The organism is Martinezella miluonensis (genome assembly GCF_900094545.1).
Taxonomy (GTDB): Bacteria; Pseudomonadota; Alphaproteobacteria; order Rhizobiales; family Rhizobiaceae; genus Rhizobium; species Rhizobium miluonense.
Window position 1 is genome coordinate 1 of sequence record NZ_FMAH01000044.1, and the last position, 22746, is coordinate 22746.

Genomic DNA, 22746 nt, shown 5'->3' on the forward strand with positions numbered 1-22746 from the left:
GCTATCGATCGCCAGCAGAATTTGAAACCCAACTCGCCCAGCAGGCGGCTTAGTTTGACGCGCATCGCTGGTCCAGCCCCAGGGGTTCACTCCAAACGCCGGGTCAGTTCCTAGCGGAAATCAACACTGCCGGACGATTGGTGCGCTTTTGCGACTTATCATTCCGATATGGGTGATTGTTCAAAGCTAGATCAGCGGATGTCAGAGTCTTTCCCGAATTTTTTCGGATTGCCTCCCGAGTTGCGGCAGTTCGGCTCTGATCCTTTTGTCTCGGATATTGATGCATTGATTACCATCGGCTCAAAGGCGGCAATTCCCGCTGCTCTCTTGGGTAAAAGAATCGTTGCCAATCCGTCTACGATGCTAGCCGGATTGTCTATCGATAACACAGCGAAAATAGATAACGCGTCCTCGCTGACAGATATTGAAGCCGGTCGAGTGCTCACGTTCCTATCGCATCGATACACGATTTCCAATGAACGCCTATTCCAAACAGATGGATTCTGGCTTTCCCATATAGAAGCGCTCCTTAACGCGAGTTCGCGCGAAGGCCATCTTTTGGACGCAGCCGAAAGTGCGCAAGACTCGGTGGATGAGATGTTCGGACGTTCATTGACGGAGTTTGGAATGCCTTCCGCTCCCTAGATTTCAGGTATTTCGCCAACCTATGCTCAAAGCAGTACTATCGTTTTTCGCGTTTCGCCTTTTTCGATGTCTGAGCCAAACCCGCCTCAAATTTTGCGGCCAGACTGTTCGCACCGGCGCTCGTATAGGTCTGGTGGCGCTCGCCTGGCCTCAGTTGTCGCCCGTTGCTCGTGTCACTCAGTGTAGACGGCGAATGAGCCCCATCTGGCAGGGTGCCCTCTGTTCTCACGCAATTTTTGCGATTTGATGATGTTTCGCGCGGGAAGTTGCCGCGCGCTTGCAACATGAGTTTCGGCAGCTGACCGGGCTTTCCACTACAATAAGCGGCATGAGCCGGAGCGATCAATCTTAACGAAAAACTCGAAATACTGTGACGACTGATCCGCGCCTTCGACGATTTCGGCTTTCTGATCAAGTCGGCCCGGGATAATGGTGCAGAACTTTCGCGCCTTGCGGCCAGTGATAACAGAATTGGACCGGGCGCTAAGACGCCCTACCGCGATCACCATACCCATTTCGCAACCGCGGAAAGCCCCTCTACTGGCGAGACGAAAAGTCGTGCTCATCTTTAGAAGGCACTCACGATAGCAGAACATCGTCCATCCTGCTCGAGCGCCGCCGAAATACCCGCTCCTTCGCTCAAACATCTTCCAAAACCAACAGATCGTTTAGGCTCTGACGCTTGCGGATCAATCGATGCTTCGCGCCATCGATAAGCACTTCGGGTGCATAAAGCCGGCTGTTGTAGTTAGAAGACATCGTTGCACCATAAGCACCGGCGCCGTGAAAGACAAGATAGTCGCCGACGTGAGCCTCGGGCAGATCGCGTTGCTGTACGATTCCGGTTTCTGCCTGGGTGAAAACATCGCCCGACTCGCATAAGGGGCCAGCAACGACAGTCGGCAATAGTTCCGATACCGCGCTCCGCGCCGCCTTTCCCGGGACGACCGAGATATTGTGGTAGCTGCCATACATCGCCGGCCGGGCAAGATCATTAAAGCCGGCATCGACAAGCACGAACCGGTTGCGGCCCATCATTTTGACTGCCCTCACTTCAGCGAGCAGTACGCCGGAATCTGCGGTCAGGAAGCGGCCAGGTTCGATCTCCAGACGGATCGGGTGGCCAAAGCGGGCCTCTATCTGGCGCCGCGCTGCATCCCAAAGTGAATAATAGTGCGAGGGATCGATCTCCTCCTCGCCTTCCCGATAGGGCACCGAAAGCCCGCCACCGGCAGAGATCGCCTCGATATCGACGTTGAGTTCGCGGCAAAAGCCAACCATTGCCCCACAGACGCGCTGCAGATGGCCGTAGTCGACGCCCGAGCCGATATGCATATGCAGGCCAACGAGCTTCAAGGAGTATTTTTGCGTCAGCGCCACGGCTTCCTGCAATTGCTCGAACCAGATGCCATGCTTGCTATTTTCGCCGCCGGTGTTGGTCTTGTTGCTGTGGCCGTGCCCGAAACCCGGGTTGATGCGCAGCCATACCCTATGACCCGGCGATCGTTCGCCCAGCTGATGCAGCATGTCGATCGAGCCGATATTGACCTCTATGCCGTCGGCGACGACCCGCTCCAAGGTCGGCCGGTCGAAAACATCGGCGGTAAAGACAATTTCGGCTGCATTGGATGCACCGCCCGCGGTAAATCCGGCCCGCATTGCCCGCTCGATTTCACCGAGAGAAACTGCGTCGACAAAGACGCCTGCCTTGCGCATCTCCCGCAAGATATGAATGTTCGAACAGGCCTTCTGCGCAAAGCGCACGATATCGAAGGCTGACAGTTGCGCGATGCGGCCGCGGATCGCGGCGGCATCATAGATCCAGAGCGGCGTTCCATATTCGGTTACGAGCGCGCTTAGTGTTTCATCGGAAGGGATGGTCATCGTTTCTCGGTCTGCCTGGGGCGGGAATGAAATCAACATTGGATAATAGTATGGGCGGAGCGGCAATGCCACTTCGCCCGCCTGCCGATAAGAAATCTGGGGAGCTTATTATCGTCCCGCGGCGCTCAGCGCTTGATCCAGGTCGGCTATGATGTCCTTTGCCGCATGGAGCCCAACATTCAGCCGGATCGTGCGATCGCTGACACCAAATCGCGCAAAGACGTTTGTCTCCGGCGAAATGCTGAGTGCCGCCTTGGCTGGCACGACCAAGCTCTCTGGGCCTCCCCAGCTCACTCCGATGCGAATGAGGCGCAGCGCGTCGACGAAGTCTGCGACATCGATACGGTTCGAAACCTCGAACGAGAACAGTCCACCAAATCCGCTAAAAGTGTGCTTGCCAGGATGGTCGTAGAGCGCGGGGTGCATGACATGGGTTACGTCCCCATGAGCGTTTAGCCAGGATGCCACCTCCAGACCGGCTTCGTGGTGGTGGCGCATCCGGAAAGGCAGCGTTTCCAGATTACGCAGGACCAGCCAAGCCTCGAACGGCGCAAGCTTGGCTCCCGTATAGGGGTAGATTTCGCTGTTGATCTGGTCGATATGCGCCTTCGAGCCGGCAACAAGGCCCGCCACCGTGTCGCTGTGGCCTCCGAGATATTTCGATGCCGCATGGATGACGAGATCGATGCCGAGAGCGAGCGGGTTTTGGTAGAGCGGCGTCGCCCAGGAATTGTCGACCATCGTCACCACGCCGTGGCGCCGCGCCGCTTCGGCAATGGCCGTCAGATCCTGAAGCTCGAACACCATCGAGGTCGGGTTTTCGAGGTAGGCGAGCCGGGCGCCGGGAAGAGCCGCGATCATGGCTTCGCTATCGGTGCCGTCGATATAATCGATAATGACGCCGAAGCGCTTCAAAACCTTTTCGAAGAAGCGGAACGCGTCGCTATAGACGTGCCGCACCGTGACAATGCGATCTCCCGGTCCGACGAAGGCGAGAACCGCTGCCGCGATGGCACCCATACCGCTTGAGAAGGCGCGCGCCTCTTCGGCTCCCTCCATCTCGGTGATCTTGCGCTCTAGCATCCGCACCGTCGGATTGTCGCCACGCGAATAAATCGGTTTCTTCGAGCGGCCGGCAAAGACGTCCTCCAGCTCCTTGTAATTGTCGAACAGGAACAGCGATGTCTGATAGATCGGCGGCACAGCGGCATCGAACGGATCGGCGCGATGGTGCATCGGCGCATTGGGAGTAGTGTGTCGATAAGCATCGAATCTCGGTGTCTCGTTCATGGCGTTCCTCATAAGTCAGGAGTGAAATGTCGATTGGCCGGCCACACGGGCCAGCGGATCCGCCGGCAGAATGGCAAGCCATTCTCTTCTGGCGACGAAAAGGCCAAGCATGGCAGCAAGAATGGCAGCGGCTGCGGGGGCTATCGAGATACCGCCAAAGCCCATCCAGATCGGCAGAACGAGCAGAAGCGGCACCAGCAGATAGCCTTGCGGCGCAAGCCCCACGAGCGCAGACAAGCCCGCCCGGCCCCGAGATTGGAGCATGACGAGCAGCACGGATTGAAAGGCAGCCAAGGGAAAGACGGGAAAGAGCGCGCGCAGCCACGCAACCGCTTCGCTGATGACCTGTGGACTATCGGTAAACAGGCGGGCCAAAGGCTCTGCAGCGACAAACAGCAAGACGGAATAGAGCAGCCCGACAGGCACCGTTATAGCCAGCATAAAGCGGATTACGCTTTTAAGGCGCGATGCATCGCCGGCGCCGAAGGCATGGCTTACGATACTCTGGGCGCCAAGGCAAAAGCCGAAGACGGGAAGCTGCCCCAACGTCATCAATCTGACGGCAATCGCGGTCGCCGCCACTCCGGTATCGCCGCCATGAACCGCAGCTTCACGCATCAGTACGAGAAGGCCGAGACCAGTTACGACGCTGGTAGCCGCAGCAGGAATACCGATCCTGGCCATCGGCCACAGCAAGCGCCAGCGCACCAAACCGCTCGACACCCTGACCTTCCCCCATTTGCGAGCGAAATAGACGAGATAGCAGGCAATTGCCGCGATGGAAGAAAGAATGGTCGCAACAGCGGCGCCCGATGCGCCGAGTTTAAAGAAAAAGATAAAGACGGGATCAAGGAGGGCATTGAGCGCAAAGCTCGCGATCAGCACGATCATCGAAAAGCGCGAATTGCCCTCGGCTATCGCGATGAAATCGCAGATCGCCTGCAGCAGCCCAAGCGTCACACCGAAAGCAAGCAGCCGCCCGTAATCGAGACCCGGTGCCAACAGGCTGTCGCTCGCACCGAGCGCAACGACAAAGTCGGGCAGCCCGAGATAGATCAGCATAGACAAAAGAACGCCGAGCGGGACGGTGGCAGCAAGCGCGGTTGCTGCAATCGACGAGGCGGCCGTAAGATCGCCCTCGCCTAGATGGCGCGCCAGAAGCGTGGCAAGGCCGATGCCGAGCCCTTGGCCGGCTGCCGCAACCAGCAAAAACAGCGGCATGACCAGGCTGATACCCGCCAGCGTGTCCGGCCCGAGAGCACCCAAAAAGATGGCGTTAATCGCATGATGCCCGGCGCTGGCAGTCAATCCCGCAACCGCCGGAAGCGCGACCGTCAGAACGAGCCGCATGATACGCGGATCATTCATGTCGACGGCTGTTTTCATTATGCGGTGCTCCTCGGCAGCGAACCGAGCATAGGCAGGCCATCCTCGCCAAGAAGCCCGTCAAGATCAGGCGAAAGCAGCCGATCCATGAAGAAACGCTCACGCAGGAGCATGACCAACAGCGCCTTCTTGTGCGGAAACTGGATGTGTTTGACCTTGGCGAAGCCAGACCGATCAAGATTGCGAATCTGCTGCGCATGATGATGGATCGGCTCGCCGACGATACGCCGGGTGCGCGGGTCGGCAAGAAACATGTAGTGCATCAGCGATGGCAGCCAGGCACTGACAAAGGCTTTTCCGCGGAAATTGTCCTCACCGATCGCCACATGCCAGCCGCGATCAAAACCATCAGCATCATAATGCGGGCCGATCCGGTCCTCCTTGGCCCAATAAAGTTCGAAATAGCCGAAGGGAACGCCGCCGAAGGTCCCGATCAGCGGCAGCGTACGCGGGTCGGCAAGGCGGCCAGCGATGAAATCGCGGTGATAAGAGAGATCCCCGCTATCTTCCCAAATGGCTGCCACGCGAGGATCGTTCATCCAGCGATGGAAATGCTCGAGATCGGCCTCGATATCAACAACGTGGAAGCCAAGCTGGGTATTAAGCCAGGGAATGAACCGGCTATAGACCCGACCGGCAGGTTTCGGCGGCCTTTGCGGATGAAGGACGCCCTTGGTCAGGACCGACACTTCCGGATAGGCGTTGACGGCGCCTCCGAGCCAGGGCTTTGCCTGCTGAAAGAAGGATTCGGGACGCACCACCTGGTGGCCTCCGTGCCGCTCGACCGCGCCCAATTCCAGCAGGCGCTTCACAAGACCATGGTCTGCAAATTCGATCTCGAAGCAGTTCAGTTCCGGATTGCATGCCAGAATGGCTTCCAATACCGCATTGACGATATCCTCATTGGAAACCGGCGAGACTGCATCAGATATGGTGTCAAAAACCAAAAGCTTGGCATCGCGAGCGGACAGACAAGCAGAGGCAATTTCGACCCCCTGATATTCGACATGAAAGCTACCTTGCGCCTGCCCCAGCGAAACAATAAGCGGCTGATCGGAACCGAGTGCGTTGCTTGCAAACCCTGCCGGCGGCAAGCGCAACTCAAATGACTGTGTCGCCATCTTTTCGCTCATCATCGTCACAGCGACATCCATAATTTTCTCCGTTTTTCGAAATCGTGCGCCGCCGGGCTCAACAGATCATGCATCCGGCGTTTGTCTCGCAGTGACGAATGGTTCCCGGCTAAATTCAAAATATTTTTCGAAAAGATTTTTTGAGAATCTCCTGAATTTCCCGCGCCGTCGTTCGTCATGCAAATGCTTCTATGTAATTATCGGGAATACCGATCTCATCGGCGCAGCAAAGCCAGAAACATAAGGAATATAGCCCCCACATCCATTACGGATGATTGGTATATATACTTTATTATATTTAAAATATTCGAGAAATACCGCAAAATCTTCGAGGAGACGAGTAAAGAAATGACAATTGTTGACCGGAACGCCAGAGCATTAAACGACTCCGATCTTGTCGCGAAGTGCTCGCTATCGCCGGCGCAGTCGCGAATCTGGCTACTGTCGGAGACAGGTAACGAGGTCATCTACGGACGACAGATTCTCGGCTTCGCCTTCCCTCCAGTTTCCCTTGCTGTGGCGAGAGAGGGACTTTCGGCACTTTCTCGTCACCATCCCCTCGTCACCTGTGAATTTGAGGCGCGTGCAGGCGGTGCTGTTCAGCAGATCCTGAAAAACGTCGGCAATGTCGATGCTGTCGAGAAGGGTCTGGCGGCAAACGAGGATGTTGACGAGGGGCTGGCGGCCGTCGCTTCCGCGGAACGACAGCGCCTGATGGATCTTGCCGGTGGCAATCCGGCCCGTTTCATTCTGCTGACGAGAAACGGCCAGGCGATCGGCACCATATTGTCTCTTCACGCGATTCTTGCGGATATCGCAGTACTCGATCTTCTCGCTACCGATTTCCTTCGCAATATCTATAGCGACACCGATGTCCCACTTGATGTTGCCGAAACAGCGATGCCCGACGCGGTGTCATGGATGACCGGCAACGGCGCTCCACGCAATCCGGCGGTCGAGTCGGTCGATTTCTGGTTTCAGCGCCTGACGGTGCAGGAAAATATCGCTTCGCTTCTGCCGCAAACATTAACCGGAACAGATTTGGTCGACGAAGCATGGTTCGAGCACATGCTTGATGTGCTGATGCCATCGCCGCCCGCGCGGGCGCAGCCAACAACCGAAATATCCGGCGCCGTCCTTGCCGCACTCGGGATCGCACTGCGTCGCCATTCCGGCTACGCCACACAGCGGATAGGCTTGGTCACCCGCCCGGAAACGCGTGTGGTCGCAGCCCGAAGCGAGGACATCCTGATCCTGACGGCTGAGCTGAGCGGCGCCATGACGCTTCAGGGCGTCCGCGAGGCATTCGCTGAGGAAATCGACACCGCTGCCCGCCAATCAATGTCCTTTGAAGCTCTTGCGGACGCATTGCTGCGGCGGGACGAATCCTTCGACACGACGGGATTGGTCAAGACGCTTCTCGACATCCGTCCACCCCTGCGATTTACGCAGTCGGCCCAGGATATCCGTAGCCTGATCGAGCCGCAGGCGCGCCGCGACGCCGAGCTGGTCATCACCGTTTCGCAGACATCCGACACCAAGCTTCGCCTCAGCTTCGGCTTCGACCCGCAAAAGCATGACCGAAAGCAGATCACCCGCTTTGCCGATGATCTGGCAATCGCGCTCGTGCGTCTGCACAGCAACCCCAATGAGGAGATCAAGCACATCCCGTTCGTGTCGCCGGAGGAGCTCGACAGGCTGTCGGCGCCCTATCCCGATGCGCCCGAGCCCGACGATGGCGTGCCTATCCATGAAGTCATCGCCGCGCAGGCCAGACGGCGGCCGAAAGCCTTCGCGGTCGCACAAGGTGAAAAATCGATCACCCACGGCGAACTCGAGGCGGCGGCCAATCGGCTGGCACATCGCCTGATTGCCATGGGGATCGGACCGGAGAAGCGCGTGGCAATCGCGCTCGAAAAGTCGATCGACGCGATGATCGCCATTCTTGCCGTATTGAAGTCAGGCGGCGCATTCACGCCGGTCGAACCGGATCACCCGGAGGCGCGCAACCGCCATATCCTGACGGCGCCTGGTCTGACGCTCGTCATTTCCCGGACGCGGCACATCGCAAACCTGCCGAACGATATTGCGACGCCCTTCCTCAACCTCGATGCAATCGACCTTTCCGCGGAAAGCAGCGAAGCGCCAGCCACGGCGATCGCCCCGCAGCAGCTCGCCTACGTGATCTACACCTCCGGATCGACGGGCGTGCCCAAAGGCGTCGCGGTCGAGCATGCTCCGCTGGCGCATCACTGCAAGGCGACATTGCGCATCTACGAGATGAGCGAGGAGTCCTGCGAATATCCCGTGCTTCCATTCACCTCTGACGGCGGACATGAGCGCTGGATGGTGCCGCTGATGGCGGGCGGCGGCGTGGTGCTGACGCAGGACAAGCTCGCCACGGCTGAAGACGCCTTCGCGATGATGAAGCGGCACGGCGTCAACAATGCAAGCCTTCCTACAAGCTACGTGCGCGGCCTGGCCGAATATGCCGGCGAGAACGGCGACATACCGCGGTTGCGGCTCTATTCCTTCGGTGGCGAGGCACTGTCGCAGGCCGTGTTCGACATGATCACTGAAAATCTCAAAGCGCAGCTGCTGATCAACGGCTATGGACCAACCGAAACGATCATGACTCCGATGATCTGGAAGATCCCGGCGGGAACTCGCTTCGAGGGAGCAGTCGCGCCGATCGGGCGCGGTGTGGGCGATCGGCGTATCTATGTGCTCGATGCCGATCTTTCGCCTGTTCCGGTCGGCGTGATCGGCGAGATTTACATCGGCGGCAGCGGCCTGGCGCGCGGCTATCTCGGCCAGCCGGAGCTGACGGCGGACCGCTTTATCCCCGATCCCTTTTCGGAAGGCGGTCGGCTCTATAAATCCGGCGATCTCGGCCGCTGGCGGGAAGACGGCATCGTCGAATTCGCCGGGCGCGTCGACCACCAGATCAAATTACGCGGCTTTCGCATCGAGCCCGGAGAGATTGAGGCCGCGCTTCGGTCGGACCAGCGCGTCGCCGAAGTGGTCGTGCTGTTGCACAATAAGGACGGCCGCAGTTCGCTCGTCGCCTATGTCGTTCCTCGCGAGGGCGAAAGCTTAAATGTCACCGAACTGCGTCGCACCGCCATGACCGCCCTGCCCGACTACATGGTGCCGCAGACGATCATGTTGATCGACAAGCTGCCGATGGGTCCGAACAGCAAGCTCGATCGTGCGGCCCTGCCGGCACCGCGCATCGAGCGCGAGATCGTCGCACCGGCCAACGACAAGGAGAGAGCGATCCTCGATGCCTGGAAGGAAATCCTCGACATCGGCGACATCGGCGTCACGGAGAATTTCTTCGATATCGGCGGGCAGTCGCTGGCTGCGGTGCGGATCGTCTCACGCCTGAAGATGCGCCATCCAGAATGGCCGCTTTCGATCGCCGCTATGTTCAATCATCCGACCATCCGCGACCTGGCGCTTGCCATCGACGGTAGCCGCGACGAGACCGGCGTCGATATCGTCTACCTCCGCCGTAACGGCGACCGGCCGGTTCTCTACTGCTTCCCCGGCCTCCTCGTCAGCACGCGCGAATATATGCGCTTGGTTGACTATCTCGGCCCGGAGCAGCCGGCGACGGGCTTCATCTGCTACTCGCTGACCGAGACCAAAACGCTCAGCACCCGCGTCGAGGATATCACCGCTCGCTATGCGGAGGCTATCCGCAAGAAGGCCAAGGGTCGCCCTTGTGCATTCCTCGGCTGGTCATGGGGCGGGCTGCTTGCCTATGAGGCCGCCCGGCAGCTCGGCAATGACATCGATTTGCGCATGATCGGCATGGTCGATGTCTGCGACATGGACGAGGAGTTCACCGTCGGCATCATGCCGCGCTTCGAAGACGGCATCCGGGATCGCACCCATGCCGCCGTGCAGAGCTGGCTTGCAACCACGCCGATGCGCGAGGATTGGAAAAGGCTTTTCGCCGCCATGAACGAGGAGGTCTACGAACAGTTCCTCCACCACGTCGTCAAGCATAACGTCAAACTACCGACGGACGGCCCTGATATCGGCTCGGAGGAGCACACATTCTGGATCCTCATCGACAATGCGATGATCTTCCGAAACTATCGTCTCCCGCCATCCGATTTCCGCATTCATGCCTTCGCCGCCGAAGATTCCCTTACGCGCGCCCTCAACGTCATCGATTGGCGCCGCTATTCGCCGAACGCCACTGCATCGGAGATCGTTACCGGCACCAACCATCTGACGATCATCGGCAAGACACCCTTCCACCAGCGCTTCGCGCGACGGCTGGACGATGCCTTTGCGCCGCGTTCCCTCTCCGCAGGCATCGCCAAGTAACTCCCTCTTTCTAAATCATTCTGGAGCTGCATCATGACATCGTATGTACTCGACCTCGCAGGGGCCGGAATTGGTCCATTCAACCTCAGCCTTGCCGCCCAGCTCGATTCCATACCTGAGCTGTCGGTGCGCTTCTTCGAACGGAACCCATCCTTCGCCTGGCATCCGGGCATGATGCTGCCCGGCGCTGAGATGCAGACATCCATCCTCAAGGATCTGGTGACAGCCACCAACCCGACCAGCCCATGGAGCTTTCTTGCCTATCTCGTTGCACACAAACGCTTTTATCAGTTTCTGAATGCCGAATATGAGGCCGTTCCCCGCAAGGAATTCGCCGATTATCTAGCATGGGTCGCGCGTGGGCTCACTTCGCTTTGCTTCGGCACAAGCATGCATGAAGTCCATGCCAATGACGGCGTCTTCTCCATTGCCACGGATGATGGCGCGATCACCGCCCGCAATCTTTCCGTCGGCGTCGGCAAAATGCCGGCTCGCCCCGCCTGGGCCGAACAACTGCCGAAATCGATGAGCTTTCACAGCAGCGAGGCCGCCGCGCGTCTCGGCGAGATCAAAGTCCCGCGCGTTGCTGTCATAGGCGGCGGCCAAAGCGGCGCCGAGATCGTCGATGCGCTTCTTGACCTGAATAGCGTCACGGCAGTCCACTGGATCAGCCGCCGACCGAATTTCGAGCCGCTGGATGCAACGCCCTTCACCAACGAGCTCTTCACGCCCGGCTATATGGAGCGCTTCCACCGGCTACCTGAGGAGTTGCGGCTCGTCCATACCGGCCGACAGGTTCTCGCGAGTGACGGCATCTCCGCATCGACCCTGAAGAAGCTCTATCGCCGGCTCTACGAGAGAAAGCTCGAGAGCGCCGGCGAGCCTGATCATGGCATATCGCTGCGCCCGTTCCGCGATGTCATTGCAGCCGAGCGGGATGGTCCCGAAATCGCGTTGACCATGCGCAACGGCTTCGACAACAGCATCGAGACGCTGGCGGTCGACATGATTGTGCTTTCCACGGGCTATCGGTTCGTCCTACCTGAATTCCTTCATTCGCTTGAGAACCGCATCGAGCTGAACTCGATAGGCGAGCCGGTGCTGGAAAACGATTTCTCGCTGGCCTGGGACGGTCCGCGTGAAAACCGCATCTTCGTTCTCAATGCAGGCCGCCACAGCCACGGCATCGCCGAACCGCAGCTCAGCCTTGCCGCATGGCGCAGCGCCGTCATCGCCAATGCGCTGCTCGGCCGCGATCATTTCAGTCTCGGCCAGCTCGATCCCATCGTTCAATGGGAAACACAGACACATTCGACGCAACTTTCCTCGCATATGGGACAGGCGGCGGAATAAAGTGATTTCCTTCGAAGCGGGGAAAGAGATCGCGCAGGTGGAGCTTCACAGCCTTCACCTGCACGACGGCCTCTATATCCCGGAGCTGATGCTAAGCGAGGCGGAAAAGGTGCGTGCGGCAGCGTTTTGTTCACTCGAGGCGCGGCGTATGTTCGTTGCAGGACGTACGCTTTGCCGAAGCATTGTCAGCAGGATTACCGACTGCACGCCGGCGGCTCTTTCCATAGCGATTACGCCGTCCGGGCGACCCTACCTGCCCGACCATCCCGATATCGACTTCAATCTCTCCCATGCGGGGAACATGGTGGTGCTTGCCGTTAGTCGCGGCGGCCATGTCGGCGTAGACATCGAACCGCTCAACTTATTTTCCGAAGCAGAAGTGCGCGAGATCCTGCCGCTGATCCTCTCCGCTCAAGAGCTCAACGATCTCCACCATCTGACATCACAGCAGCGCCAAAACGAATTTCTATCCCATTGGGTTCGAAAGGAAGCTGCTCTGAAATGCCTCGGCCACGGCTTCCTCGCCGACCCGCAAAGCGTGACCCTCATTCAAAAAAATACAACCTTTGGCATTATAGAATCCCCGCCGAGAGAGGCAGTTTTTGTTCACTCTGGTCAATTCAAGTGCGGAAACGGCAGCGATCTTCAATGGGCTGTCGCTGCTTCAACCATGATAGCTGAGCCAATATGGCGCCATAACCTCGACCTCGTTCATTTTATGAGAGTTGTTTAAAATTCCCATGAAATCACATGGATATATCGAGATTCAGAAGAAGATTGACTGCCTATCGATTTTATCTTGACTATTATTATCATGTTTTATAGGGTCCCTTCAAAAGGAGGGGCGCAACGAAATGCAACTTTGGATTTCATCGAGAGCCCGACATGATTGCCAACCATTCACAGCCGACTTCCAATGAACAACTCCAAACAGCGCTTCGCGCCTACCCGAAACTCCTCTCCGTCGCCCGCAGGATCACCGGTAGCATGACCTTGGCCGAAGACGTTGTGCAGGAGGTTTTGCTGCAACTGGTCTCCAAACCGCTCAGGCAAGATATCGCGGCACTGCCCCCCTATTTGATGCGCATGGTGCGCAATCTGGCAACCGACCATATGCGGCGCTTGCGATATGAGAGAGGTCTGTTTGTCGAAGAAGAAGTCGGCGGCAATGCATCTGCCTACGGAAGTCCCGAAGAACATCTGCACGAGGCTGAAGCATATAAGGCCTTTCGTTGCACCGTCGAGGCGATGCCCGCCAGGACCCGCAAGTTTTACGAGGAGCATTATTTCGACGATGTGCCCCAAAACGTCATCGCCAAAGAAGCCGGAGTATCCTGCGCGCTGGTTTGCGGCCTGTTGAGAGAAGCGCATTCGCGCTGCCTCGCAGCGTTAGCGCTGGAGGTCGATCAGAACATGACGTCCAGTCGTAACCAAAGGCGGGACCGGTCTTCGCGCTCTCGGGAGATGCGTGCCTGATGGCGGCGCGCCGCCATTTTCCGCAACCGTTACCCGGCAAGGGAGAAACACATGCTGGAAGCGATAGAGATAACCGAATCCAGGGGCGAAATCTGTCGTGCCGTCATGTCGGAGCTAACAGACTGGTTTACGGACCGGGCTGTGGTCGATGCCTGCGCAGAAGCTGCGGAAACTCTGCCGATGTTCGCCTGCGTCGAGGCTGGCACTATCGCCGGTTTCGTTTCGATGCAGGCGCGCACGCCTTCTGCCATGGAAATCCTGGTGATCGCAACTCGACGCCGATACCACCGAAGCGGCGTCGGCAAACGATTGCTCGCCGCCGCCGAACGGTTTGCGCGCGCTGCCGACTGCAAGCTTCTGACGGTGAAGACGCTCGCTCCAAGAGGCAAGGACGAGCCGCAATATGAGGCGACGCGGGCCTTCTACGACCGGAACGGCTTTATCCGTGCAGAGGTGTTTCCTACGCTTTGGAGTAAGGGCAATCCGTGCCTGTTCTTCGTTAAGCCGCTGACGGCAACTAACTGATCTCACTCATTTACAGACGTTCGACACATGCTGAAACCATATGCTTCGCCAAAGATGGCCATGAAAGACCAACCGATCGCTCAAGCCGACCTAGACCGGCACGCCGTCTTTACGACGGAGGGCCTGCGTTTCGAAGTCGACGGCAACCCCATCCTCCATCCGCTCGATGCGACTTTCAACGCCGGCGAGATTTCGGGATTGATTGGCCATAATGGTTCCGGCAAATCCACCCTGATCAAACTGCTGGCGCGACAAATCCGGCCCGCCGGCGGGCGGATCGTTTTCGATGGCGCCTCGGTGCATTCCTACGACATGCGTGCCTTCGCCCGCGCCGTTGCCTATCTGCCGCAAGATACCACATCCGCCGCTGGCATGACCGCCGAGGAACTTGTCGCCTGCGGACGCTATCCCTGGCATGGAGCTCTGGGCCGCTTCACTGAGCTCGATCGGGAGAAAGTCGAGACCGCGATGCGGCTTACTCACGTCGATACTTTGAAGGGCCGCATGGTGGATACGCTTTCGGGCGGCGAGCGCCAGCGCGTGTGGATCGCCATGCTGGTTGCCCAGGACAGCCGCTGCCTCCTGCTGGACGAACCCACCTCAGCGCTCGATATCGCCCATCAGATGGAGATCCTGGGCCTGGTACGGGAACTCTCACGGACGAAAGGCCTGAGCGTTATTCTTGTGCTTCACGACATCAATGTCGCCGCGCATTTTTGCGACCATCTGTATGCGTTGAAGCACGGACGCCTGATTGCCGCCGGCCCGTCGCCCAGTCTCATGACAGCCGAGACGCTGCATATGATCTACAACACGAACATGGGCATCACGGCTCACCCCGTGCATGGAACACCGCTCGCCTATGTCATCTGAGCGACCTTACTATCCCTTGAAACTTTACTATCCCTTGAAACTTTCCCGCCGCCGCGCACTCCTTGCCGCCGCAGCGTTCTTTGCCGTTCCGCGAGCGGGATTTGCTGCCGAAACGGTATCCGGCCCGATCGTTTCCCTCGATTATGGTTTGGCTTCGACGCTGCTGGCGCTCGGTGTCACGCCGGCTGCCATCGCTTCGCTTGCCGATTGGGATAGATGGGTGGTGGAGCCGAAAATGCCGGCCGGCGTTATCGATCTCGGCACGACCAGTGAAATCAATCTTGAAGTCCTGGCGAGCATTAAGCCGGCACTGATCCTGACGACACCCTATCTCGCACCGCTTAAGCCACGGCTGGAGGCGATTTCGCCTGTCATGGAGCTGACGGTCTATGCCGAAGGCGGAGAAGCTCTCCAGCGATCGATTGAGGCCACACGGCTGCTGGCCGCTGCAATCGGGCGACACCAGCAAGCGGACGATTTTCTGGCGCGATCCGAACAATTCTTTGACCGCTGCGCGAACAGAGTTGGGAAGCTCAATCCTCCGCCATTGGCACTTATCAATTTCGTCGATCAGCGCCACGCCCGGATCTATGGCGGCGCCGGCCTTTACCAGAACGTCATGAGCAGGATCGGTCTCAAAAACGCCTGGACAGGGCCTGGCGACTATTGGGGTTTCGAAACGATCGGCCTGGAACAATTGGCAACGCTCGATCAAAGCCTGCGCCTGATCGCATTTGAACCTCTCCTTCCCCCCAATATATTCGACAATCTGCAGGACAGCCCTTTGTGGACCAGCCTGCCCTTCGTGCAGGCCGGACGTGTCTCGGTGCTGCCGGGCACTCTGATGTTCGGCATGGTGCAGGAGGCAGAGCGCTTCGCTCGCATCCTGCTCGACCATTTGGAAAAACTCGCATGAGCCACATGGAAGCAAATAAGGCCCTCGGCGCTCCCGTCGTGGCATTGACGCTTTTGGGGCTCGCCGGGTTGCTCGTCTGGCATCATGTTGCCCCAGATTTTTCGCGCCTGCTGGTACAGGATACCTGTTACGATCCACAGCGCCTGTTGTTGCTCTATTCGACGCTGCCACGGATTGTTACCGCACTTCTTGCCGGCGCAGCGCTGGCTCTTTCGGGAAGCTTGTTACAGCAGGTACTGCACAATCCACTTGCCTCGCCTTCGACGCTCGGCATTTCTGCCGGCGCAAATCTCGCACTTGTCGCCGTCATGCTCGCCCTTCCGGCCCTTGAAGGCTTTGGCCGCGATGCCGTTGCTCTGTTCGGGAGTGCTGCGGCCGCTGCCGTCGTCTTTCTGATCGGCTCAAGGCGCGGCTTCTCGCCCTTTGCCCTGGTGCTTTCGGGATTGATCGTCAGTGTCTGGAGTGGTGCGCTTGCCGCCATTCTCGTTCTGATGAACGATCGCTATCTCTCCGGCCTCTTCATCTGGGGCGCGGGGTCGCTGGTGCAGCAGAGCTGGACCATTCCCCTTTCCCTTCTCCCGAAAATCGCGGTTCTTGCCGCCATTGCTTTTCTGATGGCGCGGCCGCTATCGCTCATGGAACTTGGGGACGGCGGCGCCAGTGGTCTCGGCCTTTCGGTAAGGCGGACACGCATTGCTGCGGTCTGCCTTGCCATCGCGCTTGCCGCCATCGTGACCAGTGCGGTCGGCGTTATCGGCTTCATCGGCCTTATCGCCCCGCGGATTGCTAAGCTTGCCGGCGCCCGCCATATGAGGAGCCAGCTTGTCTGGTCGCCGCTCATCGGTGCGGGATTGCTGCTTCTAACGGATCAGGCGCTGATACTGCTTTCCGGCGCATCCTCGACCTTCCTTCCGACCGGCGCCATCACCGCATTGCTCGGCGCTCCGCTATTGCTTCTGATGCTGCCGCGATTGAAGGTGGCACAACGCAACGTTCCGGTCTCGCCCCAGACGCTAGGCCGAACGGCACATACCTCACAAAAACCGCTCCTCATAGCAGGCATCGGACTTCTAGCCCTCCTTCTAGGCGCAGCCTTCTTCGGACGGGCGCCGGATGGCGCCTGGACGACTCTAGTCTACCTGCATTGGCCCGATGTCCTGCCCTATCGGTTGCCGCGGGTGATCGGCGCCTTCGCTGCAGGCACGATGTTGGGTGTCGTCGGGACAATCCTGCAGCGACTCAGCGGTAACGAGATGGCAAGTCCCGAAGTATTGGGTATCTCCGCCGGCGCGACCATCGGCGTAACGGCCGCCCTTTTTGTGTTTTCAGCTCCAGGCATGGCAGCTCAGCTCGGCCTCGGCGGCCTTGGTGCATTCGCCGTTTTGGTTGCTATTTTCCTTTTCGGCATTCGCTCCGGCTTCGCGCCGGAGCGGGTCTTGCTGACGGGTATTGCGCTCGGCGCCATGCTTGACGCCTTCATAAGCGTGCTTGCCGCTAGCGGCGATCCGCGCGCGATGATTATCATGCAGTGGATGAGCGGCTCGACTTATCTTGTTGACACAACGAGAGCAATTTCCGCAACAGGTGCGGCGGCCATGGGATTCGCACTGTCATTTCTTGGCTGCCGCTGGCTCGACTTGTTACCGCTCGGCCCGCAGGCCGCGCAAGCGATCGGCGTCCGCGTCAATCTCGCCCGCGCCGGTCTCTTTGCGCTCGCCGCATCCATGACTGCTGCTGCGACGCTCGTCGTCGGCCCTTTGAGTTTCATCGGCCTTATGGCCCCACACCTCGCGAGAGAGCTTGGGTTACGACGCGCAGCGCCCCAGCTTGCCGGTGCAGCCCTTGCCGGCGGCGGTCTCATGGTGCTTGCCGATTGGTTCGGCAGGATGATCGCCTTCCCATACCAGATCCCCGCCGGCCTGGTCTCGGCGCTTGTTGGTGCGCCTCTGCTATTGATGCTACTGATCAAGCGGCGCAGGGCCTCTTAAACGCATCGGAGCACGCTGCCAGTATTCGAGGTTCTTGCCGATGGAAGAAATGTTTCGCCCGCCGAATGCCAGCGAATATTGATCGCATCGGATCAAGGCCAGCATCTGAAGGAGCAGGCCTGACACGATCCATGTACCGTCCTCTGGATCGCTGCAGTTCGGGAAGATGGCTGAACTCAAGCGCATCTGGCAGGTCTTGCCGCTCTGTTTGCTTTTTTCAAGCGAAAATCGCGGGCGGCATGTGGAAACACGACGCCCGCGAAGAATTTACCAGCGATACTTCAACGATGCCGTGATGTTGCGGCCTTGTCCAAGGTAGCAATAGCCTTCGTTGCAAACCGTCAGTCGGCGGTTGGCGATATTGCGGACGTCGACCGATGCAGTCAGGCCTTTGTACTTCTGATCGACCGCGCCGAAGTCGTAAGAGAGTGCCGCATCCAGATAGACGCTGGCATCGTTCTTGGCGGTGTTCGCCGTGCTGGCATAGGTCTCGCCGGTGTAGCGAATGCCGGCACCGACCGTTAGACCCCTGGCAGCGGAATCCTCCTGGAAGGTATAGTTTGACCAGAGGCTGGCGATATTCTGCGGGGTTACCGCAGGCGTGTTGCCGGCATTGTTGCCGCGCGTGATTTCGGAATGATTGTACGAGTAAGCGGCAACCACGTCCCAGCCATCGGTTATGTTTGCCTTGGCTTCCAGCTCGATGCCCTTGTTGGTTACCTCGCCGAGCGAGGCATAGATGCCCGTCAGCGGATCGACCAGAACGGGCTTGTTTTTCTCGACAAGGTGATAGGCGACGGCCGACAGCAGGATATCGGTGCCCGGCGGCTGATATTTCACGCCAAGCTCATACTGCTCGCCTTTCGCGGGATTGAGGATACTGCCGGATGCGGATCGCTGGGTGACCGGATTGAACGAGGTCGAATAGCTGGTGAAGGGCGCAATCCCATTATCGAAGAGATAGAGAGCACCGGCCTGCATTGAAAATGCACTCTTGTTGAGACTGTCGTTCGTGGTCGTATTGGAAGAGACAAGAGTGGTATCGGTCGACTGCTTGACCCAGGTCTGGCGCCCGCCGAGCGTGAAGCGCCATTTGTCGACTTCGATCTGGTCAAGGGCATAGGCACCGAACTGCTGCAGGCTGGCGCCGACCCGGCTGAAGTTATAGGCCGGCGTTGGGCCTGACACTCCATAGGTCGGATTGGTGATATCGAAGTCATAGGCCGGGCTGGTCGTCGCATCCATCCCATATGCGAAGGAATCCCTCATACGAGTATAGTCGAGGCCGAACAGCATGGTATGGGCTGCCGGACCGGTATTGAACTTGGATTCGAGTTGGTTATCGACCTGGAAGACATTCATCCTATCGCCAATCGCAGTTGCACCACGATTGGCGACGGTTCCGGTCCAACCAAGCGTGCTGAGATAACGCGATTTTAGATTCAGGTGCGAGAAGCGAAGATTTTGGCGGAAGGTGAAGCCACCATCGAACTCATGCTCGAACTGGTAGCCGACCTGCTGCTGGCGGGTCTTTTGATAGTCATAATCGGGATCGCTGTCGCGAAAATCAAGAATATTGCCGTCGGGGCCTTTCATTGCACCGACATTGGCATCGGTCTCAGTCGACTGCGCCGATCCGTAGACCGTAAATTTCGTCGCATCATCAGATTTCCAAGTGAAGGACGGCTGGATGAAATAGCGATCGTCGGCAATGTCAAAATTGGTGTCACCCTTTCGCGCCAAGCCGACGATCCGGTACAACATGGTGTCGTCGTCCTTGCTGACCGGCCCGCCGAAATCGAACATTGTCTGGGCACGGTCAGAGGTTCCATAGAAAACCCCGACCTCCCTGATCGTCTCTTCCGTCGGCAGCTTCGATATCTTGTTGACGATACCGCCCGGCGAGCCGGCGCCGTAGAGCACAGATACCGGACCCTTGATGATCTCGACACGGTCGAGCGCATAAGGATCGGTTCGGAACATCGCGTAATTCATGTAGGGTTGCCGCAGCCCATCGCGATAATCGCCGTCGGTCGTGACATCATTGCCGCGAATATAGATCTGGTCGAAGCGCGGATCAAAACCATACGAGCCCGTCTGAACACCGGCGGAGTAGCGCACGGCCTCGGTAATGTCCTGCGCACCGCGCTCCTCCAATTCCTTCCGGGTCACCACCGAAACGGAACGCGGCGTCTCAACCAGAGGCGTATCGATCTTGGTGGCGCCGCTGCTTTTCTTTGCCGCTACCGTTGTATTATCGCTTGCACCGCTCGACTGCCCGCTGACGACGATCGGCGCAAGCTGGGTCGCAGCACCGTTGTTCGCGCCGGCAGCGGAATCTTGTGCAAAGGCGTTTCCACTCAAAGCAAACAGGGTGGCAAGCGCTGTAGCGCTGCGCGCAAGAGCGATCCTACTATCTATCAATTTATTGATATAATTATATTGTCTCTGTTTCATAAGTTTTTTCGTCCATCCGTTTTTGAGAAAGATGGCGCAAATTAGATTGCAGCTCCGGCCGCCGTCAATAATATATGAGTATAATAGTCATCTTTTCATCGAATTCGATGCCGCTGCGATAAAATCGCCGAAATGGCGACACTGCGTTCTGCGAATATACAACCTCGAATTATATTTTTGACATATCGGAACTGCTTGTCAGATGTCGAATCTCATAATATGGAGAATTACAGTCATCTTTTTTAAGCGCCTTTACGATCCTGCAAGGCAACCGCATTTTCGGTCTTTCGGGGAGACAATGTCCCAATCGTCATCATGCAGCTCAACGGTCCAGTCGAGGCCGGTCACTCTTGCCGGCGCGACATTTGCCGATCTGAAATTCGAAAATGCCGATCAGCCGCACAGGATCTTCCTTTACCGCCCCGACAAGCCGGCGCCGCCGGAGGGATGGCCCATTCTTTACCTGACGGATGGGAATGCCTGTTTCGCAACTGCGCTCGACGCCCTCAAAGTGCAGGCCTCCTATCCGAACGGAACCAATGTTAGCGAAGGTGTCATCGTCGCCATCGGCTACCCCACGGACGAACCCTATGATCCGCTTCGGCGTTCATGGGACTTGAGCCCGCCTCCCGGTCGGATCTATCCACCATTCTTCCCCAACACACCTGATGTCCGGACCGGCGGCGGAGCGCGTTTCCTGGCTTTGATCGAAGACGAGCTCAAGCCCTGGATAGAACGACAGGTGTCGATTGACCGATCGCGCCAATCGCTTTTCGGTCACTCGTTCGGTGGTCTCTTTACTCTCTACGCGCTGTTTTCGAAACCACACGCCTTCAGTCGCTGGATCGCGGCAAGCCCCGCAATCTATTGGGAAGATGCCGCAATCCTTTCATTGGAAAGCGAATTTCTCGCCGATCTTAAAGTTCCGCTGGACACAGAGCTGCATCTCTCTGCCGGCGGATACGAAGGCGAGAAACTCGCGCCTTTTCACAAGGGTACGCCCGAAGAGCAAAAAAGGCAGGAACGCGCCAAGGAAACACGCACCATCGAACTCGCCCGTGACATGGCACAGCGATGGGCAACAATGAGCTCCTTCACAGGGGCGGCTACATTCGAGGAATATGCCGGCGAGAACCATATGTCGGCCCTTCCGGTCGCCCTCAATCGGGCCGTACAAGTAGCGTTCCGAAGGACGTTATAGAAAACCGGGGTCACCTCTTCGGGAGCAGCTCGGGCTGCATGTGGCGTCATCTCTGGGCGGCCGCTCAACCGATTTTTCCGCGACATCATGATCGGCATTACTTTACCCTTTTGCCTGGGTCTCAATCGCTAAATTAACGATTGATTAACCATAGTCCTGCTTATTCGTGTTACCAAATACAAGGGCCTGATTCCCAACTCCGCCGCGCAATTTAGCGAATTTTATAACAGACAACCACTTTGCCGCGACCCGAAAAGATGCATCTTTCAAAGACGATAGCCCTGATTACGTTAGCCGGTTTGATGGCCGGTTGTACGACGACGGGCCACGTTCGGCAATCAATCGGCGTGGAAACGGTCGACAACGACAAGGCATTGGCCTTCCCACCGCCCGGTGGCCCGGCAATCGTCAATGTGGTCGAGCGCAGACATGCCAAGGATGTGGATCAGACGATTTCGCTCGCTACTTCCTCCTCCGTTCCCGGCCAGAATTTCCTCAAGGTACAGTTTCTCGGCATAGATGGATCGAACCCGGCTCTCGGAAGCAGGCCGTTCAATACCATCAACGAGCGTACGATCGCCCGCGAAATGGCCTCGGCCGTTCCGGGCGTGCGGCTCGCTCGCTCGGCGATCTTCGTCCAGAACAGCTACGGGCCTTTCGGCTACGCCTCCGGTCAGAGCATGGCCGGCGATACCTGCCTTTATGCGTGGCAGCAGGTTCAGGCAGGTTTCGCACCGTCGCGCGAGCAGCGCAATTTCGGCACGGTGCAGGTGAGGCTCAGGCTCTGCGACGCCCATTCGACGGAGCGCCAGCTCCTAAGCACGGTGTATGGCTATACGATCGCCGGTCGTTTCGATGGCGCTGCCTTGAACCCCTTCGGTGCGCCGCGCGGTGCTGATGCCGTTCTGGGCAAGCCGGGCGAATTGGTCTATCCCGACGCTGCCCCTTATCGTACGGCCCCGATCAGCATCGGCTATCAGAGCCAGCCGGCACCCATACGCCCTGCCGTCATACGCAGGCCCGCAGTCACACCGCAGCAGCCCCAGGTGCAGCCGGCCCTGCCACCCATCATCGGCCCGCGCGTACCTTTGCCGGATGGACAGAACGATTCGCCGCAGACGGGCGGCGCGAACGGCTCGACGTCCATAATGGCACAACCGTCGAGGCCAAATACAGCGAGCAATATTGCCGTGCCTTTACCGGACTGTAACGGAGAATCGGGCATATCCGCGACGTGCAGCCGCTAGGCTGAGCGATCTCGGGGCGCCAGGATGG

General features: G+C 58.3%; 16 protein-coding genes. 11 read left to right on the forward strand and 5 right to left on the reverse strand.

What is annotated here, in order from left to right; translation table 11 throughout:
- Positions 1-198 precede the first annotated feature (198 nt).
- Positions 199-645, forward strand: a complete 447-nt coding sequence (locus GA0061102_RS26370) for a hypothetical protein (protein ID WP_139115107.1) — start codon at positions 199-201, stop codon at positions 643-645.
- Between the two features lie 639 nt (positions 646-1284).
- Here GA0061102_RS26370 and lysA read toward each other — a convergent pair.
- The 4 genes from lysA to GA0061102_RS26395 form a co-directional block, all read right to left on the reverse strand.
- Complete coding sequence (lysA, locus tag GA0061102_RS26380; RefSeq protein WP_092854720.1) at positions 1285-2529, reverse strand: diaminopimelate decarboxylase; 1245 nt, start codon at positions 2527-2529, stop codon at positions 1285-1287.
- A 108-nt stretch (positions 2530-2637) separates the two neighbouring features.
- Positions 2638-3819 carry a PLP-dependent transferase gene (locus GA0061102_RS26385; RefSeq protein WP_092854722.1) on the reverse strand — a complete coding sequence of 394 codons (1182 nt, stop codon included), beginning with the start codon at positions 3817-3819 and terminating at the stop codon, positions 2638-2640.
- A 15-nt stretch (positions 3820-3834) separates the two neighbouring features.
- Entirely contained in the window at positions 3835-5205 is a 1371-nt protein-coding gene (locus GA0061102_RS26390) for an MATE family efflux transporter (protein ID WP_245298145.1), read from the reverse strand.
- Positions 5205-6359 (reverse strand): GNAT family N-acetyltransferase, encoded by a 1155-nt coding sequence (locus GA0061102_RS26395; RefSeq protein ID WP_092854724.1) that lies wholly within the window; start codon positions 6357-6359, stop codon positions 5205-5207. Before GA0061102_RS26395 ends, GA0061102_RS26390 begins: the two co-directional genes overlap by 1 nt.
- A 327-nt stretch (positions 6360-6686) precedes the next feature.
- Here GA0061102_RS26395 and GA0061102_RS26400 point away from each other — a divergent pair, with 327 nt between their 5' ends.
- The 8 genes from GA0061102_RS26400 (at position 6687) to fhuB (ending at position 17813) form a co-directional block, all read left to right on the forward strand.
- Positions 6687-10682: a non-ribosomal peptide synthetase gene (locus GA0061102_RS26400; protein WP_092854726.1), complete on the forward strand. Its 3996-nt coding sequence runs from the start codon at positions 6687-6689 to the stop codon at positions 10680-10682.
- 33 nt (positions 10683-10715) lie between these two features.
- Positions 10716-12035, forward strand: coding sequence for a lysine N(6)-hydroxylase/L-ornithine N(5)-oxygenase family protein (locus GA0061102_RS26405; protein WP_092854728.1), 1320 nt, complete (start codon positions 10716-10718; stop codon positions 12033-12035).
- Position 12036: 1 nt separating this feature from the next.
- Positions 12037-12768 carry a 4'-phosphopantetheinyl transferase family protein gene (locus GA0061102_RS26410; protein WP_245298146.1) on the forward strand — a complete coding sequence of 244 codons (732 nt, stop codon included), beginning with the start codon at positions 12037-12039 and terminating at the stop codon, positions 12766-12768.
- Positions 12769-12920: 152 nt separating this feature from the next.
- Positions 12921-13511, forward strand: a complete 591-nt coding sequence (locus GA0061102_RS26415) for a sigma-70 family RNA polymerase sigma factor (RefSeq protein ID WP_092854732.1) — start codon at positions 12921-12923, stop codon at positions 13509-13511.
- Positions 13512-13562: 51 nt separating this feature from the next.
- Positions 13563-14036: a GNAT family N-acetyltransferase gene (locus GA0061102_RS26420; RefSeq protein ID WP_092854734.1), complete on the forward strand. Its 474-nt coding sequence runs from the start codon at positions 13563-13565 to the stop codon at positions 14034-14036.
- 60 nt (positions 14037-14096) lie between these two features.
- Complete coding sequence (locus GA0061102_RS26425) at positions 14097-14909, forward strand: ATP-binding cassette domain-containing protein (protein ID WP_208858707.1); 813 nt, start codon at positions 14097-14099, stop codon at positions 14907-14909.
- A complete protein-coding gene (locus tag GA0061102_RS26430; protein ID WP_092854738.1) occupies positions 14899-15825 on the forward strand; it encodes an iron-siderophore ABC transporter substrate-binding protein in 927 nt (308 codons plus the stop codon). The genes GA0061102_RS26425 and GA0061102_RS26430 overlap by 11 nt, the downstream gene beginning before the upstream one ends.
- A complete protein-coding gene (gene fhuB / locus GA0061102_RS26435) occupies positions 15822-17813 on the forward strand; it encodes a Fe(3+)-hydroxamate ABC transporter permease FhuB (protein WP_092854740.1) in 1992 nt (663 codons plus the stop codon). Before GA0061102_RS26430 ends, fhuB begins: the two co-directional genes overlap by 4 nt.
- A gap of 267 nt (positions 17814-18080) precedes the next feature.
- Here the strand turns inward: fhuB and GA0061102_RS26445 are convergent, their stop codons facing one another.
- Positions 18081-20270, reverse strand: coding sequence for a TonB-dependent siderophore receptor (locus tag GA0061102_RS26445; protein ID WP_092854744.1), 2190 nt, complete (start codon positions 20268-20270; stop codon positions 18081-18083).
- A gap of 298 nt (positions 20271-20568) precedes the next feature.
- Here GA0061102_RS26445 and GA0061102_RS26450 point away from each other — a divergent pair, with 298 nt between their 5' ends.
- On the forward strand, positions 20569-21471 hold the full coding sequence (locus GA0061102_RS26450; RefSeq protein WP_092854746.1) for an alpha/beta hydrolase: 903 nt from the start codon (positions 20569-20571) through the stop codon (positions 21469-21471).
- 257 nt (positions 21472-21728) lie between these two features.
- Positions 21729-22718, forward strand: a complete 990-nt coding sequence (gene bcsN, locus GA0061102_RS26455; protein ID WP_092854748.1) for a cellulose biosynthesis protein BcsN — start codon at positions 21729-21731, stop codon at positions 22716-22718.
- Positions 22719-22746 lie beyond the last annotated feature (28 nt).